The organism is Streptomyces sp. 7N604 (genome assembly GCF_052245475.1).
In the GTDB taxonomy this organism is placed as follows: Bacteria; Actinomycetota; Actinomycetes; order Streptomycetales; family Streptomycetaceae; genus Streptomyces.
This window is the reverse complement of the sequence record NZ_JBQQBX010000028.1, coordinates 17,363-34,309: the sequence shown is the minus strand read 5'-3', so window position 1 is coordinate 34,309 and position 16,947 is coordinate 17,363. Positions and strand designations below refer to the sequence as shown.

At 73.1% G+C, this 16,947-nt stretch carries 16 protein-coding genes; 12 read left to right on the top strand and 4 right to left on the bottom strand.

The features are described 5' to 3' along the window. Positions 1–28 precede the first annotated feature (28 nt). Entirely contained in the window at positions 29–520 is a 492-nt protein-coding gene (locus tag ACTWP8_RS28090) for a DUF6328 family protein (protein ID WP_443324893.1), read from the top strand. A 30-nt stretch (positions 521–550) separates the two neighbouring features. Here the strand turns inward: ACTWP8_RS28090 and ACTWP8_RS28085 are convergent, their stop codons facing one another. Together ACTWP8_RS28085 and ACTWP8_RS28080 are read right to left on the bottom strand one after the other, a co-directional pair. After that, positions 551–1,348 (bottom strand): hypothetical protein, encoded by a 798-nt coding sequence (locus tag ACTWP8_RS28085; RefSeq protein WP_443324892.1) that lies wholly within the window; start codon positions 1,346–1,348, stop codon positions 551–553. Positions 1,349–1,474: 126 nt separating this feature from the next. After that, entirely contained in the window at positions 1,475–2,254 is a 780-nt protein-coding gene (locus tag ACTWP8_RS28080) for a PaaX family transcriptional regulator C-terminal domain-containing protein (RefSeq protein ID WP_443324891.1), read from the bottom strand. Positions 2,255–2,358: 104 nt separating this feature from the next. Between ACTWP8_RS28080 and ACTWP8_RS28075 the strand changes: the two genes are divergently transcribed. Further along, positions 2,359–4,005, top strand: coding sequence for an acyl-CoA dehydrogenase family protein (locus ACTWP8_RS28075; RefSeq protein WP_443324890.1), 1,647 nt, complete (start codon positions 2,359–2,361; stop codon positions 4,003–4,005). Next, a complete protein-coding gene (locus ACTWP8_RS28070) occupies positions 4,002–4,847 on the top strand; it encodes a crotonase/enoyl-CoA hydratase family protein (RefSeq protein ID WP_443324889.1) in 846 nt (281 codons plus the stop codon). The genes ACTWP8_RS28075 and ACTWP8_RS28070 overlap by 4 nt, the downstream gene beginning before the upstream one ends. A 165-nt stretch (positions 4,848–5,012) precedes the next feature. Here the strand turns inward: ACTWP8_RS28070 and ACTWP8_RS28065 are convergent, their stop codons facing one another. Next, entirely contained in the window at positions 5,013–5,183 is a 171-nt protein-coding gene (locus ACTWP8_RS28065) for a hypothetical protein (RefSeq protein WP_443314947.1), read from the bottom strand. Positions 5,184–5,595: 412 nt separating this feature from the next. Here ACTWP8_RS28065 and ACTWP8_RS28060 point away from each other — a divergent pair, with 412 nt between their 5' ends. The 8 genes from ACTWP8_RS28060 to ACTWP8_RS28025 all read left to right on the top strand — a co-directional run bounded on the left by ACTWP8_RS28060 (position 5,596) and on the right by ACTWP8_RS28025 (position 13,664). Then, entirely contained in the window at positions 5,596–7,173 is a 1,578-nt protein-coding gene (locus ACTWP8_RS28060) for an FAD-dependent oxidoreductase (protein ID WP_443324888.1), read from the top strand. Positions 7,174–7,257: 84 nt separating this feature from the next. Further along, the gene (locus tag ACTWP8_RS28055) at positions 7,258–8,043 is read left to right on the top strand and encodes a VOC family protein (RefSeq protein WP_443324887.1); all 786 of its coding nucleotides are present in this window, start codon (positions 7,258–7,260) and stop codon (positions 8,041–8,043) included. Between the two features lie 84 nt (positions 8,044–8,127). Further along, complete coding sequence (locus ACTWP8_RS28050) at positions 8,128–9,594, top strand: aminotransferase class I/II-fold pyridoxal phosphate-dependent enzyme (protein ID WP_443324886.1); 1,467 nt, start codon at positions 8,128–8,130, stop codon at positions 9,592–9,594. A 37-nt stretch (positions 9,595–9,631) separates the two neighbouring features. After that, the gene (locus ACTWP8_RS28045; RefSeq protein ID WP_443324885.1) at positions 9,632–10,231 is read left to right on the top strand and encodes a DUF1990 family protein; all 600 of its coding nucleotides are present in this window, start codon (positions 9,632–9,634) and stop codon (positions 10,229–10,231) included. Between the two features lie 10 nt (positions 10,232–10,241). After that, a complete protein-coding gene (locus ACTWP8_RS28040) occupies positions 10,242–11,003 on the top strand; it encodes a DUF72 domain-containing protein (RefSeq protein ID WP_443314952.1) in 762 nt (253 codons plus the stop codon). Positions 11,004–11,026: 23 nt separating this feature from the next. Next, positions 11,027–11,305, top strand: coding sequence for an acylphosphatase (locus ACTWP8_RS28035; RefSeq protein ID WP_443324884.1), 279 nt, complete (start codon positions 11,027–11,029; stop codon positions 11,303–11,305). A 57-nt stretch (positions 11,306–11,362) separates the two neighbouring features. After that, positions 11,363–13,030 carry a Mut7-C RNAse domain-containing protein gene (locus ACTWP8_RS28030; RefSeq protein ID WP_443324883.1) on the top strand — a complete coding sequence of 556 codons (1,668 nt, stop codon included), beginning with the start codon at positions 11,363–11,365 and terminating at the stop codon, positions 13,028–13,030. A gap of 76 nt (positions 13,031–13,106) precedes the next feature. Next, positions 13,107–13,664, top strand: coding sequence for a glycoside hydrolase family 25 protein (locus ACTWP8_RS28025; RefSeq protein ID WP_443324882.1), 558 nt, complete (start codon positions 13,107–13,109; stop codon positions 13,662–13,664). Between the two features lie 73 nt (positions 13,665–13,737). Here the strand turns inward: ACTWP8_RS28025 and ACTWP8_RS28020 are convergent, their stop codons facing one another. After that, positions 13,738–14,469, bottom strand: a complete 732-nt coding sequence (locus ACTWP8_RS28020) for a hypothetical protein (RefSeq protein WP_443324881.1) — start codon at positions 14,467–14,469, stop codon at positions 13,738–13,740. A 213-nt stretch (positions 14,470–14,682) separates the two neighbouring features. On the opposite strand from ACTWP8_RS28020, the gene ACTWP8_RS28015 reads away from it, so the two are divergent. Next, positions 14,683–16,776 (top strand): SpoIIE family protein phosphatase, encoded by a 2,094-nt coding sequence (locus ACTWP8_RS28015; protein WP_443324880.1) that lies wholly within the window; start codon positions 14,683–14,685, stop codon positions 16,774–16,776. The last annotated feature ends 171 nt before the right edge of the window (positions 16,777–16,947 follow it).

Below are 16,947 nucleotides of genomic sequence, written 5' to 3'. Positions count from 1 at the left end.
TCGGTTGACGACGAAGGAGGCCCCCACCATGCGTGACGACTACCAACCCGCGCCGGGCCGCCACGAGACCCGGGAGCAGCGCGCCGACCGCAGGTGGGCCGAGCTGCTGCAGGAGGTGCGCGTCGCGCAGACCGGCGTGCAGATCCTGCTGGCGTTCCTGCTCACCGTCGCGTTCACGCCGCGTTTCGAGGATCTGGCCGACCCCGACCGGAACATCTACGTCGTGACCGTGCTGCTCGGTGCCGCGGCGACCGGGGCGCTGATCGCCCCGGTCTCCTTCCACCGGATCGTCTTCGGTCACCGACTGAAGCCGGAGACCGTGGTGTGGGCGTCCCGCTTCACGCTCGTGGGCCTCGTGCTGCTGCTCTGCACCTTGATCTCGGCGCTGCTGCTGATCCTTCGCGTGGTGATCTCGGACCAGCTCGCGGTCTGGCTGGTGTTCGGGGCCCTCGTATGGTTCGCGAGCTGCTGGTTCGTTCCCGCGGTCTGGGTGCGGCGCAGGACGCACAGGGACCGCTGACGGCCGTACCGCCGCGGCACGGCAACCGCCTCAACGGCGCTGCAGGCCAAGGTCCTTCCGGGTGTCCCTGACCGCCTTCCCGGCCGCGGGCAGCACCTTGGACCCGGTACGCATCGCGGGGCCCACGGGGAGCCGCTGCTCCTCGTCCTTCTGCGTCACGCCCACGTACGCCTGAGGCTCCCCCTTGGCCGCCGGCGAGGTCACCGAGGCGTCCGGCGCCTTGAGCTCCGGGAGCCCCGGCGTGCCGCTCCGGTCGGTGCTCGGGGCGCCCATCGGAAGGCCGAGGGACGCCTCCGGGCCTGAGGTGCCCAGCGGGGCCTGCGGCGTCTCGATCCGCGCGGCGCTCCGCCCGCCGCGCTCCTGGAGGGTCGGGACGGGGGCCTCGACGAACGCCGAGGGGGCACCCTGCGTCCGCAGCGGCGGAATGGTGGCACGAGGCTCCACCCCGCCGTCCCGCGTCATCTCCGGGGTCATGTCCTGCCTGGTCGGCGGCTTGACCGGCAGGGCGGGGAACGATCCGCCCACGGCGGGTGCGTCCAGCGGGAGGGATGTCTCCATGCTCTCCAGCGGCACGATCAGCGGAACACGCGGTTCGCCGCCGCTTCCTGTGGACAGGTCGCCCGCGGCAGTGCCGCCCATGGTGGCGCCGTCCGTCGCGGCGCCGTCCGTCGCAGCGCCGTCCATCGCGGCGCCATCTGTCGTGGTCGTGCCCGTACGGTCCGGGGCCGTCCCACCGGCCTGCTCGGCCGCGAGGGCGGGAGTCACCGACACCGCCGCGGACGCACACAGGGCGAGCGCAACAAAACCTCCACGCGAGGGGATCTTCATCTGGATTCCATCCCTTTCCGACACCTCGGACACACCGGCCGCCCTGCAAGAACGACCCGGACCGCGCTCGGTGTGCGGGACTACACCCCAATAGCCCAATACGGGCGGCCGCCGAGGACCTCCGTATCAGCGGGCGGCGTGCTCGCTCAAGAGGGCGCCGATGTCCTCGCGGAGCGCCTCGTAGCGCTGCCGCAGCGCCGCTCCCGGCCAGTCGCCCGGCAGGAGCGCGTCGGGCAGCAGCGGGTCGGCCGGCAGGTGCCGCAGGATCGCGGCCGCCGCGGTGAACTCCTCCGCGGGACCCGACGCCGCCTCGAGGGCGGCGCGGAGCGCGCGGGCCCTGCGCGCCCAGCCGTCCAGGTCCCAGAGCTCCGCCGCCAGGCGCGCCGGGTCGTCGTCCGGGGCCCCGGTCAGCAGGGTGCACTGCTCGGCCACGACGGGCGGGCGCTGCCGTACGAGATTGGCGGGGCGGAGCCAGGTGCCCTCGCGCAGCTCGGCCAGGCGCAGGGCGGTCATGGCCTGGCGGAGGGCGGAGCGGTCGGCGGCGGGGCGCCGCTCCGCGGTCACGACGGCGATCTCCCAGGCGCCGTCCCAGGGGCGGGTGCGCGGGCTCAGGCTGTCGTCCTGCCGTGCCTGGCGCTCCAGGAGGCGCGCGGTGAGCCCGTAGCCACCGTCGCGCGGTTCGAGGTCGCCCGCCGCGACCATGCGGGAGAGGGCGACGCGGACGGCGCCCTCTGCGATGCCGAAGATCTCGCCCGCCCGGACCAGGGAGCGTACGGGCAGGTGGGGCGGGTGGTGGCCGAGCAGGGTGCTGAGTACGACGGACCGGGCCGTGAGCGGCCGCAGCCCGAGGTCCTCGGTGCCGTGTGCAGTCCCGTGCGCGTTGCCGTCGTTCCCGTTGCCGTCCATCCGTCCGCACCCCTGCCCCTTACAATCTTCCACCACGCGTATGAGAAGTGTAATGTCAGTGCCGTGGACAAGGAGCCGACCGCGCCACTCCCCCGGAGGTTGCCGTGAGCGCCACGCATGAAGTCCTCAACCAGGCCCCGCTGTTGACCGGTTTCAGCACGGCGGACGATGCGGCGCTGCTGGAGGCGCTGCGGCGCGACGGCGCCGGCTGGGGCGAGCAGCGGGTCAGGGAACTCGGAGCGCTCGCGGGTTCGGCTGAGGTCCAGGAGTGGGCACGGCAGGCCGAGGAGCAGCCGCCGCGGCTGCGCACCCACGACCGGTACGGGCACCGCGTCGACGAGGTGGAGTTCCACCCGGCCTGGCACCGGCTGATGACCGTGGCCGTCGAGCACGGACTGCACGCCGCGCCCTGGGCCGAGGACCGCCCAGGCGCCCATCTGCTCCGCGCCGCCCAGTTCTACGTCTGGTCCCAGGCCGAGCCGGGCCACGGCTGCCCCGTCTCCATGACGTATGCCGCCGTCCCCGCCCTGCGCGCCCAGCCGGATCTGGCGGCCGCATACGAGCCGCTGCTCACCGCCCGGACGTACGACTACGGGCTGCGGCCGCCGCTCGGCAAGGCGGGCCTGATCGCCGGCATGTCGATGACGGAGAAGCAGGGCGGCTCGGACGTGCGGGCCAACACCACGCAGGCCGTCCCGGCGGGCGACGGCTCGTATCTGATCACGGGTCACAAGTGGTTCACCTCGGCGCCGATGAGCGATGTCTTCCTGGTGCTGGCCCAAGCGCCCGGAGGTCTTTCGTGCTTCCTGCTGCCGCGCGTGCTGCCCGACGGCACGCGCAACGCGATGCACCTCCAGCGGCTCAAGGACAAGCTGGGCAACCGCTCCAACGCCTCCGCCGAGATCGAGTACGACGAGGCTGTGGCCTGGCCGGTCGGCGAACCGGGCCGCGGGGTGCGGACCATCGTCGAGATGGTCAACATGACGCGCCTCGACTGCGTGCTCGGCACGGCCGCGGGCATGCGGGCCGGGCTGCGCCAGGCCCTGCACCACGCCGCGTACCGGCGCGCATTCGGGGCCGAGCTGATCGACCAGCCCCTCATGCGGAACGTCCTCGCCGACCTCGCGGTGGAGTCCGAGGCGGCGACGGTCCTGGCGATGCGGCTCGCGGCGGCCACGGACCGGGCCCAGGCCGGGGACGCGCAGGAGGCGGCGCTGCGCAGGCTGGGCCTGGCGGTCGGCAAGTACTGGGTGTGCAAGCGGGGCAGCGCGCATGCCGCCGAGGCCCTGGAGTGCCTGGGCGGCAACGGTTACGTCGAGGAGTCCGGTATGCCGCGGATCTACCGCGAGGCGCCGCTGCTGTCCATCTGGGAGGGCTCGGGGAACGTCGCGGCGCTGGACGTCCTGCGGGCCCTCGCCAAGGAGCCCGCGGGACTCGACGCCTTCCTCGCCGAAGTGGACGCGGCGGCCGGGGCCGACCGGCGGCTGGACGCGGCGGTCGCCCGGGTGCGCGCCGCGCTGCCCGCACTCGCCGAACCGGAGCGTGCGCAGCTGCGCGCCCGCCGCCTCGCCGAGGAGATGGCGCTGGTGCTGCAGGGCAGCCTGCTCGTACGGCACGGCCACCCGGCGGTCGCGGACGCCTTCTGCGCCTCCCGGCTCGGCGGCGACTGGGGGAACGCCTTCGGCACGCTCCCGGCGGGCACGGACCTCGGCCCCATCCTGGAGCGCGCCAGGCCGAAGGCACCGGCGTGAGCGGGCCAAGCGGTGCGGGCGGCACAAGCGGTGCCGGCGGTGCAGGCGGTGCCGGCGGTGCAGGCGGTGCAGGCGGTACGAGCGTCCGGGTCGAGCGGCAGGGCCCGGTCACCACGGTCGTGCTGTCACGGCCGGACGTCCGCAACGCCGTGGACGGGCCGGCGGCCGCGGCCCTCGCGGACGCCTTCCGCGCCTTCGAGGCCGACCCGGAGGCCGGGGTCGCGGTGCTGTGGGGCGAGGGCGGCACGTTCTGCGCGGGCGCGGACCTCAAGGCCATGGGCACCGAGCGCGGGAACCGCGTCGAGGCGGACGGCGACGGGCCGATGGGCCCGACCCGGCTGCGGCTGTCCAAGCCGGTGATCGCCGCGGTGAGCGGCCATGCCGTGGCGGGCGGGCTCGAACTGGCTCTCTGGTGCGACCTGCGGGTCGTCGAGGAGGACGCGGTGTTCGGCGTCTTCTGCCGCCGCTGGGGCGTGCCGCTGATCGACGGCGGTACGGTGCGGCTGCCCCGGCTCATCGGCACGGGGCGGGCGCTGGACCTGGTGCTCACCGGACGCCCCGTGGCGGCCGTCGAGGCGTACGGCATGGGGCTCGCGAGCCGTCTCGTACCGCCGGGGCAGGCCCGTACGGAGGCCGAGCGGCTGGCCGCGGAGATCGCCCGCTTCCCGCAGACCTGCCTGCGCGCCGACCGCGCCTCCGTCCTGGGCCAGGAGGGGCTGACCGAGGAGCATGCGATGGCGGACGAACTGCGCGGCGGTCTGGGCGCGTTGGCCGAAGGGCTCGCCGGGGCGGCCCGATTCGCCGCGGGCGCGGGGCGGCACGGCGACTTCACGGAGAACTGACAGACCTGGCCGCGCTGCGAGCGCCGCGATCCGGCCGGGCGCGGACGCCGGGACCCGGCTCCGGACGCCGGGGAAGCGGCTCGCCCGGCCCCAAGATGCCCGCACCCGCCCGGCCCTGGGAGGGACGGGCGGGTGCGAAGAAGCCGCCCGTTCGGCGGCTGGAGGTCAGTCGATGCCGCGGAGGATGTGCGACTCCGTTGGGTCGTCCTCGTATCCGGCGAGCCTGATCGGAGCGGATCTTGCCCAGACGTCGATGTTGCGGACGTCCTTCGTCCGCTTTCGCCGTTCCCTGCGCTCGGAATTGACCTGGTTTCGCTTTGTCTTCTCTGGTGTCACCGCGCACACTCCTTCGCGTCGGGTGAAACCGGACGTGCCGACCGCGGCCTCGACCGGGCGCCGGACCGCCCGGTTCGGGCTGCTGTGCAAGGGCAGTTCGGACGCGGTGGCGCCGCGTTGAGCCACCGGGAGCGGGCCGCGGTGGCCGGCCGGCTCCTCGGGACGGCCGAGGGTGTCGGTGCCTTCTCTCGAAGAGGCTGTCCGTCATCCACCAGCGTAGCGACCCCGGCCGTTCGGCGCGCGCGATAAATCGTCAACGGGAAGCCACGTTCCGTTTACCGCGCAGCTCGTGGGCCACTTCGCGCGCTCCGATCGCGTCACGGCCCGAAGCACGAGCCGGCGTTCGACACGGCGCGGAGCGGCAGGCGTACGCGCCCCGTTACGCGGCGCCCCGCCGGGGAACTCGGACCACATGTCCGATCAAGACCCCAGAGGCCCGACGCACGAGTCGTACTGGATGGCGTCCTCGGAGAGCACCGCTCTCCCCCCGCTCGACGCCGATCTCGAGGTCGACGCCGTCGTGATCGGTGGCGGCATCGCGGGCCTGTGCACCGCGTGGGAGCTGCAGCGCGCCGGTGTCGGGGTCGCCCTGCTGGAGGCGGACCGCATCGGCACCGGCGTGACCGGCTACACCACGGCCAAGCTGACCGCGCTCCACACCCTGATCTACGCCTGGCTGCGGGAGGAGCACGGCCCCGAGGGAGCCAGGCTGTACGCGCAGTCGCACCTGGAGGCGATCGAGCACGCGGCCGGTCTGTGCGCCGAACTGGGCGCCGACGCGGACCTGGAGCGGGTGCCCGCGTACACCTACGTGGAGTCGGCACGGCGGGTCGAGGAGATCCGCGCCGAGGCCGAGGCCGCCCGCGAAGCGGGCCTTCCGGCCTCTTTCGTCAAGGAGACCGGGCTGCCCTACCCCGTCGCGGGAGCAGTGCGCGTCGAGGACCAACTCCAGTTCCACCCGCGGAAGTTCCTGCTCGCGCTGGCCCGCGGGCTGACCGAACGGGGCGGGCGGATCTTCGAACACACCCGCGCGGTAGGCCTGCACGACGGCACCCGGTGCCGGGTCACCACCGAGAGCGGTGCGGTGGTCGTGGCACGCGATGCCGTAGTGGCGACCCACTATCCGGTCTTCGACCGGTCCATGCTCTTCGCCCGGCTGAAGCCGCGCCGTGAACTGGTCGCCGCAGCGGCGGTCCCCGCGGAGCGGGCCCCTGCCGGGATGTACATCACGCCCGAGCAGCACACCCGCTCGGTGCGCAGCGCGCCCCTGCCCGGCGGCGGGCAGCGACTGCTGATCGTCACCGGCGAGTCCTTCGAGCCGGGCACGGGCAGCGTGGAGGAGCGGTACTCGCTGCTGACCGCGTGGATCCGCGGCCGGTTCCCGGAGGCCGAGATCACCTACCGGTGGGCGGCGCAGGACAACGACACCACCGACCGGCTGCCGTACGTGGGCCACTTCCACCCCGGCACCCAGCACGTGTACGTGGCCACCGGCTTCGGCGGCTGGGGCATGAGCGGCGGGGTGATGTCGGGCAGGCTGCTCGCCTCGCACATCGCGGGCGGCCCGCGCCCGGCCTGGACCGAGCTCTACGACCCCCGGCGGCTGCCACGCGTACGGGATGCGGGGCCTCTGCTCAAGCAGCAGGCGTTCGTCGCCAAGCACTTCGTGGGCGACCGGCTGCACACCTCGCATGTCGACTCGGCCGCGGACATCCCGCCGGGCAGCGGCGCCGTCGTGAGGGCGGGCGGGCACCACTGCGCCGCGTACCGGGACGACTCCGGAGCGGTCACGGCCGTGGACGCCCGCTGCACGCACCTGGGCTGCCTGGTCCACTTCGACGACGCCGAGCAGGTCTGGGAGTGCCCTTGCCACGGCTCGCGGTTCGCCACGGACGGCTCGGTCCTGCACGGCCCGGCCACCCGTCCCCTGGAGGCGCGCGAGATCCCCGAGAGCCCGCAGGACCGGGAGAACCCGGCGGACCAGGACTGAAGCGGCCCAGAAGGGGTGGCGGAGCGGCGCGCCGGGGCGGAGGGTGGAGGCAGGGAGCGACTGCGCGGAACGAGGTGAGCAGCCGTGCCGGTCACGACGCGGGCGACCCAGGGTGCGCCGTGCTGGGTGAGCCTGATGGCGCACGACCTGAAGACCTCGCAGGACTTCTACGCCTCCGTGCTCGGGTGGCACTACAAGCCGGGCTTCCAGGGCCAGGGCCACTACTCGGTCGCCCTCGCGCAAGGAGCGCCCGTGGCCGGGCTCGGCGCCGGGGGCCGGGGCGCGGGATACCCGGTGTCCTGGACCGCGTACTTCGCCGCCGACAGCGCGGACCTGGCGGCCGAGCGCGTCCGGGAGCGCAGCGCCACGGTCGCGGTCGGGCCCATCGAGTTCGGCAAGGGGCGGGTGGTGGTGGCCGCGGACCCCGAGGACGCGGTGTTCGGCATCTGGGAGGGCGAGGTCGACCCGGACTGGCGGGTCGGCCGCAGCTCCGGGGCGCCCGCGCGGCTCGAGTTGCGCACCCGGGACCCCTTCGCCTCGGCCCTCTTCTACGGAGGGGTGTTCGACTGGGACGCGCCGGGCGCGGAGCACATCGACGTCCGGTACGAGAACGACCGCGTGGTCCTGCGGATCGCCGGGCACCCCGTGGCCGATCTGCGCGGCGGCGGCGAGGAGGCCGCGCCCGATCCGCACATGCGGCCGCAGTGGCACGTCTACTTCTGCGTGCCCGACGTGGGTACCGCGGCGCTGAAGGTGCTCGACGCGGGCGGGACGGTCGTATGCCCGCCGTGCGACTCGCACTTCGGCCCCGTCGCGACGCTGCGGGACCCCGAGGGCGGCCTGTTCCACGTCACGCAGGCCGACGACTGACCGCCCGGCGCGCCACGGGCGGCAGCAACGGGCAGCAGCAACGGCCGTACTTTTGGGGCGGGGTGACGCGGGAACCCGTGCCGCATGGATCAGACGGAGGTACCCGTTCTCGACGCTCTCGCCCGCTATCACGCGCGCGGCGAACTCGGCTTCACCCCTCCCGGGCACAAGCAGGCCCGGGGCGCCGATCCCCCGGTACGGAAGGAGCTGGGCGACGCGGTCTTCCAGTCCGACGTCCTGGCCTTCGGCGGCCTCGACGACCGGCGCGCCACGGACCGCGTCCTGGAGCGGGCCGAGCAGCTCATGGCGGAGGCGGTGCACGCGGCGCACACCTTCTTCTCCACCTGCGGCAGCTCCCTGTCGGTGAAGGCCGCGATGCTGTCGGTCGCCGGGCCGCACGAGACTTTGCTGATCGGCAGGGATGCGCACAAGTCGGTGGTCTCCGGGCTGATCCTCTCCGGCGTGCGGCCGGTCTGGGTGGAGCCGCAGTGGGACGACGGGCGCGCGCTGGCCCACGCCCCGTCGCCGGAGGCCTTCGAAGCCGCCTTCGCGGACCATCCGGACGCGCGGGGCGCCCTGGTCACCAGCCCCACCCCGTACGGCTCCTGCGCGGACCTGACCCGGATCGCCGAGATCTGCCACCGGCGGGGGCGGCCACTGATCGTCGACGAGGCGTGGGGAGCCCACCTGCCGTTCTGCGCCGAGCTGCCCACCTGGGCGATGGACGCAGGCGCGGACGTCTGCGTGACCAGCATCCACAAGATGGGCAGCGGCCTGGAGCAGGGGTCGGTGTTCCATCTGCAAGGGGATCTCATCGATCCCGCCGTGCTCGGCTCCCGGGCCGGCCTGCTGGGCACGACCAGCCCGTCGGTCCTCATCTACGCCGGGCTCGACGGCTGGCGGCGGCAGATGGCCCTGCACGGGCAGGAACTGCTCCGCGGCGCGCTGCGCCTGGCCGGCGCGGTGCGGAAGGAGATCGAGGACATCGAGGGCCTGCATGTGGACGGACTGGCGGAGTACGTGGATTCCGGCCTCGCCGCGGACCTCGACCCCCTGCCGGTCGTCATCGACCTCGCCGCGCTCGGGATCACCGGATACGGGGCCGCCGACTGGCTGCGGCAGCACCACCGCATCGACGTCCACCTCGCCGATCACCGCAGGATCAGCACCCAGCTGACCCACGCGGACGACGAGTCCACCACGGCCGCGCTGCTGGCGGCCCTCCGCGACCTGTCGGCCCACGCGCCGGACCTGCGGCCTGCTCCGCGGGTCGCCGTGCCGCGGCCGGGCGAGCTGCGGCTGGAGCAGACGTGCCTGCCCAGGGACGCGTACTTCGGCCCGTTCGAGGACGTGGCCGGGGAGCGCGCGGCGGGGCGTGTCGTGGCCGAGATGCTGACGCCGTATCCGCCCGGCATCCCGGCCGCGCTGCCCGGCGAGCGGCTCACGGAGCCGGTGCTGCACTACCTCCGGACGGGCGTGGCGGCGGGCATGTACCTGCCGGACGCGGCCGACGCGGCCCTCGGCACGGTCCGGGTCCTCCGCGAGGAATGACCTTCGCGCCGCGGCTCCGGCTCCGTAGGTTGTCCGTATGGCCGAACACCGGACCGGGGATCTCGACCGGCGCTACCGCAGGGCATGCGAGCAGCAGCCGACGTATCCGGAGTCGCTGGCCGGGGCCACGCTCGGCGGCCCGCTGCCCTCCGGATACGCGCATGTGCGGCGGCGCGTGCGGCTCGGCGAGGGCCCCGGGGTTTTCGCGCGGGCCGCGGCGTACGTGATGGGCTGGGGCGCCCAGCGCGGCGCCGGCTTCGCGGTGTACCCGCAGTCACCTCCGGTGACCGGGGCCACCGCGCTGGTCGTCGTACGCCCGCCCGGACCGCGACTTCCCGGGCTGCGGCTGCCGCGGCTGGTGGTGCCCTGCCGGGTCGTGGCGGTGGTGGCCGGGGAGGACCGCGCCGGCTTTGCGTACGGGACGCTGCCGGGCCACCCGGAGTGCGGCGAGGAGGCGTTCACCGTCGTACGCGACGGGCAGGGCACGGTGTGGTTCGAGGTGACGGCCTTCTCCCGGCCCGCCACCTGGTACACGCGGCTCGGCGGCCCCGCGGGCCGCCTGATCCAGCGGGCCGCGGTCACCCGCTACCTCTGGGCGGTCGCGGCTGCGGTGGGCGCCGCGGGCGGCGGCCGCTGATACTGCTGGCATGACCGTCCTCGTCGGAACCTCCGGGTGGCAGTACAAGGACTGGCGCGCCGTGCTCTACCCGCCCGACGTGCCGCAGCGGCTGTGGCTCGAGGAGTACGCGCGGCACTTCGCCACGGTCGAGAGCAACAACGCCTTCTACCGGCTGCCCACCGAGGAGAACTTCGCGGCCTGGCGGGACCGGACCCCCGAAGGGTTCGTGATGGCGGTCAAGGCCAGCCGCTATCTGACGCACATCAAGCGGCTGCGCGACCCCGAGGAGCCGGTGCGGCGGCTGATGTCGCACGCCGCAGGCCTCGGGCCCCGCCTCGGCCCCGTACTGCTGCAGCTGCCGCCCACGCTGCGCGCGGACGCCGGCGCGCTGGACGCCTGCATCGGCTGCTTCCCCTCCGGCACGCGGGTGGCCGTCGAGCCGCGGCACGACTCGTGGTGGACCGACGAGATCCGGTCGGTGCTGGAGAACCGCGGGGCCGCGCTGTGCTGGACGGACTGGGGGTCCCGGCCCGCCACGCCCCTGTGGCGGACCACGGACTGGGGGTATCTCCGCCTCCACCAGGGCCGCGCGGAGCCGTGGCCGCGCTACGGCCGCCAGGCGCTCGCCGCCTGGGCGCGGCGGATCGCGGACACCTGGCCCGACCGGGCCGACGTGCACGTGTACTTCAACAACGACCCCGGCGGAGCGGCCGTGCTCGACGCCGTCACCTTCGCGCGGGCGGCCGCGGATGCGGGCCGGACGGTGACCCGGACGCCGGACGCCGGATGACGACGGGACGGGGTGAGGCGGGCGTGGCACGCAAGCGGGTCGTGATCTCGGGGGACGTGCAGGGCGTCTTCTTCCGCGACACGTGCCGCCGCGAGGCGGCGGTGCAGGGGGTGGCCGGCTGGGTGCGGAACCTGCCGGACGGGACGGTCGAGGCGGTGTTCGAGGGGGAACCCGGGCGCGTGGAGAAGATGGTCGACTGGGCGCACGAGGGCCCGCCCACGGCGATCGTCGACGAGGTGTCCGTCCACGACGAGCAGCCGCAGGGGCTCGTGGGCTTCGAGATCCGGCCGACACCGTTCTGAGCGAAAGGCACCGCCGCGCTGCGAGCTCAACCCGCCCATCGGTGGCATCCTGAATGTGTGGACGAACCGGCGCTGCGCCTTCGTTTCCCCGCCGAGCTGCGGCTGTTCCTGCCGTCCCGCCACCGGTCGCACGGTGAGGTCACGGTGGCGGTCGACGGCACGTCCTCGCTGGGCCACGTGGTCGAGTCGGTGGGCGTACCGCTGCCGGAGGTCGGCTCCCTCGAGATCGGCGGAAGGCCGGTCCCCGCCTCGTACCGGCCCCGCGCGGGCGACCGCGTCGAGGTGCGTGCGGTGACGCGGCCGCAGCAGCCGCGCCCCGAGCCGCTGCGGTTCGTCCTCGACGTCCATCTCGGCGCGCTGGCACGGCAGCTGCGACTGGTCGGCGTGGACGCCGCGTACGGCAACGACATGGACGACGACGCATTGATCGCGCAGGCGAACGCCGAGCGCCGGGTGCTGCTGACCCAGGACCGGGGGCTGCTGCGCCGCAGGTCACTGTGGCTGGGCGCGTTCGTGCGCGGCGCGCGTCCCGACCGCCAACTCGCCGATGTGCTGGAGCGGTTCGAGCCGCGGCTGGCCCCGTGGACCCGGTGCATGGCGTGCAACGGGCTGCTGGAGCCGGTCGAGAAGGGCGAGGTCGAGCACCTGCTACGGCCGGGGACGCGCCGCACGTACGACACGTTCATGCGCTGCGAGGACTGCGGGCGCGTCTACTGGCGCGGTGCGCACAGCGGGAGGCTGGAGCGCATCGTGTCGGCGGCCAGGCGCATCGCGGTCGTCGGGGTGGCGGCCGCGGTCATGGCCTTCGGCCTCGCCGGGTGCACCGACTCCGGCGGCGGCAACGGCACGGCGCCGCCCAGGGATTCCCAGGGGCGGATGCTGTCGCCGTTCACGGGCCTGCCCGCCGAGCCCGCCCCCGTACTGGCCGTCAAGATCGACAATGTCGGGCCCTCGCGGCCGCACACCGGTCTCGGGGCGGCGGATCTCCTCTACGTGGAGCAGGTCGAGGCCGGGCAGACCCGGATAATGGCGGTGCTGTCGTCCAAGCTGCCCGAGAAGCTCGGCCCGGTGCGCAGCGCGCGCGAGTCGGACCTCGAGCTGCTGCGTCAGTTCGGGCAGCCCGCGCTCGCCTACTCGGGGGCCCAGTCGAAGCTGAACCCGCTGATCATGGGCGCTCCGGTGTACGCGCTGCCGCCGGGGAAGGCGCCCGAGGCGTACTTCCGGGACAGCGGGCGGGCCGCGCCGTACAACCTCTATCTGCGGCCGGAGCGGCTGCTGGACGCGGCGCCCGACGCGGACGACTCCGCGGACATCGGCTTCCGGTTCGGGTCCGCGCCGGGTGGCGGGCGGCAGGTGACGGAGGAGGTCGTCCACTTCCCCGCGGCGCGGTTCGCCTTCACCTGGTCGCCGGATGAACGCCGGTGGCGGGTGTCGATGGACGGGACGCCGATGACCACGACGGACGGTGGGCGGCTGAAGGCGGCGACCGTGGTCGTGCAGCACGTCACCGTGCGTGCCTCGGAGTTCAGCGACCGGTGGGGCAGCGTCTCGCCGTACAGCGAGACCGTGGGTTCCGGTACGGCCGAGGTGCTGCGCGACGGCAAGGGCTACGACGCTCGGTGGAGCCGTCAGGACGCTAAGGACGGCACGGAGTTCACCACGCCGTCCGGGGAGCCGATGAACTTCGCGGAGGGCCCGGTCTGGGTGCTGCTGACCGGGCGCTGACCGGATGGGTGCGCCGGAGGCGGGTGCAGCGTGCGCGCATGCTTTGGCCTACGACTGCAGCGGGTAATCAACCGGTATGACGGTCAAGGGCGTTGATGTGGCTTCTTATCAGCCGACGGACTACAGCACGAAGGGGCTCGACTTCGTGTTCATCAAGATCACGGAGGGCAGGTCCTACACCAATCCGAAGTGGGTCGCGCAGCGGAAGACCGCGCGCGACGCCGGTCTGGTCACCGGCTTCTACCACTTCGGGCGGCCCGGCAGCATGAGCGCGCAGGCCGACTACTTCATCTCGAAGATCAATCTGGTACGGGGGGACATGCTGGTCCTCGACTGGGAGGACCCCGGCATATCGAACGCCCAGAAGGATGCGTGGATCAAGTACGTGCAGCGGAAGCGGCCGCACACCAGGGTGCTGCTGTACTGCAACCGCGACTTCTGGCTGAACCGGGACACGACTTCGTTCGCCGGGGACGGCCTGTGGATCGCCAACCACAACGGCAAGCCGGGCCAGCCGGGCATCAAGCACCCGTGGCGCTTCCACCAGTACAAGACCTCTCCGCTGGACACGAACATCGGCAGGTTCGACGACCGCGACGCCCTGCGCGCGTGGGCCCGCTCCAAGTCCGGATGACCTGGAGCGGGCCGACGGGCGTCCGAGCGGGCCCGGGACTGGGACGGGATCCCGGACCGGCTGCGGGGCCTGGCTAGCCGACCTGCTCGATCCGCGCATTGCGGATCAGGTTCTTGCCGGGCTCACGGACCTCCTCGAAGGCCGCGTTGTTCAGGAGCGCACAGCTCCCGGAGACCGAGGTCACCTCCACCGTGGTCGACTTGTTGTTGTCGAGGTTGGTGACCTTGACCTGGCTCCCGACCGGGAGCTCGTTGCTGGAGGCTGCGGGGGCACCGCCCTCGCCGGAGAGCGTCACGGTCGACCCCTCGCAGACCACATCGCCTGCTGCCTGGTCGCCTTCCGCCTGGCCGGCTCCGGCTTCCTCACCGGCGCCCGCCTCTTCACCGGCTCCGGCCTCCTCACCGGCGCCCGCCTCTTCACCGGCCCCGGCCTCCTGACCGGCGCCCGCCTCCTGACCGGCTCCGGCCTCCTCACCGGCCCCGGCCTCCTCGCCTGCGGCAGCGTCGCCGCCTCCTGCACAGCCAGCCGCCTCCTGCTGCAGCTGGATCTGCTTGATCACTTGTTGTCGGTTGGCGATCCGCGCGGCGGAGCCGGCATCGGCGTTCGCCTCCTGGTCGGCGATGAACTTCTCGTTGTTGCTCAGCGCCTTGGCCAGGCCGTCACAGACGACCGAAGACTGGCCGGATGCGGACTGGCCGGCCTGGCTGGTGCCGGTCGCCACGATGGCGGCGGTACCGACCAACGCGGCCGCGCTCACCGCCACGGCGATCTTCTTCTGCCGACTGACTGTTCTCTTCCGGGACACGCGCAACTCTCCTGTCCTCGATCGCGAACCACGGTCGGGGGGTCGAACCGTGTTGCCATGAAGAACGTGACCGAGCCGTAACATGCTCAGAATCGACAAAGAGATGAATCGATCCGATCGGATTCCGTTACGTTCGACTGCGCATCCCGCATATCCAAGGGACCATGGATGCAGTGCGGCGATGAGGATGGGCTGCCTAGAGAGGTGCCCGGGATGAGACAGACCGATCCTCGGAGGGCCGGGCTCCGCCGGAGCGCTCCGATTGCTGCCCCGGAGCCTTCGGCGCCCGGGGGGCTGCTCGACGTCCTGGGCGTCGCCGCCGTCGTCCTGGACTCCGAGGGCAGGATCGCGCTGTGGAGCCCCGCCGCCGAGCAGCTGTTCGGCTACACCTCGGACGAGGCCCTTGGCCGCTCCGCCGCCAAGCTGCTGGTGCAACCGGAACACGTACCGCTGGTCAAGGAGCTCTTCCAGCAGGTGCTGGCGGGCGCGAGCTGGGCGGGCGGATTCCCGATCCGGGTCAAGGACGGCAGCATCCGGATGTTCGAGTTCCGGAACATGCGGATGCAGGACCAGCAGCGGAACGTCTACGCGCTGGGCATCGCCACCGACCAGGAGGCCCTGCGGACGGTCGAGACCGATGTGGCGCTGTCCATGCGGCTGATCTCCCAGTCGCCGATCGGCCTCGCGGTGCTGGACACCGACCTGCGGTACGCGCTGGTCAACCCCGCCCTGGAGCGCATCAACGGACTGCCGGCCTCCGAACACCTCGGCCGGCACGTGGCGGAGGCCCTGCCGTTCCTCGACATCGCGGCCATCGAGTCGGCCTCGCGCCAGGTGCTCGACACCGGCGAGCCCCTGCTGGACCAGTTCGCGATCGGCCGCACCCCCGGGGACCCCGGACAGGACCGCGCCTGGTCGGTGTCCTACTTCCGGCTCGAGGACACCGGCGGCAAGGTGCTGGGCATCGCGATCTCGGTGATCGATGTCACAGAGAGGCACCAGGCCACCGCCGAGATGATCCGGGCGCGGCGGCGGCTCGCCATGATCGCCGACGCGGGCGTCCGCATCGGCACCACGCTCGATCTGCCGCACACCGCCCGCGAGCTGGCCGGGATCGTCGTGCCCGACCTCGCCGATCTGGCCGCAGTGGACGTGCTGGACGCCATCCTCGACGAGCGGCAGACGGGCGCGGTTCCGGCCAACGGGGGCGGGCCCGCGGTCTTCCGCGCACTCGCGGTGAAGGCCGCCTACCGCACCGAGGCCTCGCGCGCACCCGACCCGGCGGGCAACGTCGCGCGCTACGCCCCCGACCGCCTGATCACCCAGGTCGTTAACACCGGGCGCCCGATCCTCGTGCCGCGCGTGGACGACGAGGCGCTGCGCCGTATCGCGCGGGACGACGACGCCGCCGCGCTGCTCGCCCGCGCCGGAGCGCACTCGTACCTGGGGGTGCCGCTGACCGCGCGGGGCAGCGTGATCGGCACGCTGAGCCTGATACGGGCCCGTACCCAGGCGCCCTTCGACGAGGACGACCAGCTCCTCGCCTCCGAGCTGGCCGCCCGGGCGGCCATCAGCATCGACAACGCCCGGCTGTACCGGAGCGAGCGCCGCAGCGTCCTCGCCCTGCAGCGCAGCCTGCTGCCCCAGCGACCACCGCGCCAGCCCGGCCTGGAGATCGCCTACCGCTACCAGCCCGCAGGGTCGACGCACGAGGTCGGCGGTGACTGGTTCGACGTACTGCCGCTGTCCGGGGACAAGACGGCGCTGGTGGTCGGCGATGTGATGGGCAGCGGCATCACGGCCGCGGCGACCATGGGCCAGCTGCGTACGGCGACCCGGACCCTGACCGCCCTCGACCTGGAGCCTGAGGCGGTGATCAGCCACCTCGACGACGTCGCCACCGGCTTCGAGCAGACCTTCGCCACCTGCCTCTACGCCAGCTTCGACCCGCACACGAGCCGCTGCCGGATCTCCAACGCGGGGCATCTGCCGCCGATCGTGGTCTTCCCGGACGGCAAGGCCCACCTCCTGGACATCCCGACCGGAGTGCCGCTGGGCGTCGGCGGCGTCCCCTTCACGACCGCCGACATCGATCTGACCCCCGGCAGCCGTGTGGTTCTCTACACGGACGGCCTGGTCGAGACGCGGGACGAGCCGATAGACGAGCGCCTGAGCGCCCTGCTGCGGATGCTCAGCGGGCCGCGGCGCTCGCTGGAGCGGACCTGCGACCTGCTGCTGCACTCGCTGCGCGACCCCGACGGGCACGACGACGTCGCCCTGCTCGTCGCCGAGGTCAAGCCAGACTGAGCCTCGCCGCTCCAACCGCGTTCAGGTCTTACGGGCCCCTGCGCCCTGCCCTGCGGAAGCAGGTGCGCCATCCCTTCAAGAAATTGACGTGCTCAACTCATTGACGGCGATTCCGTCTTCACTTAAACCATTCTGAGAGCGCTCTCAAAATCCCCACTCCTCCCCTCTCAG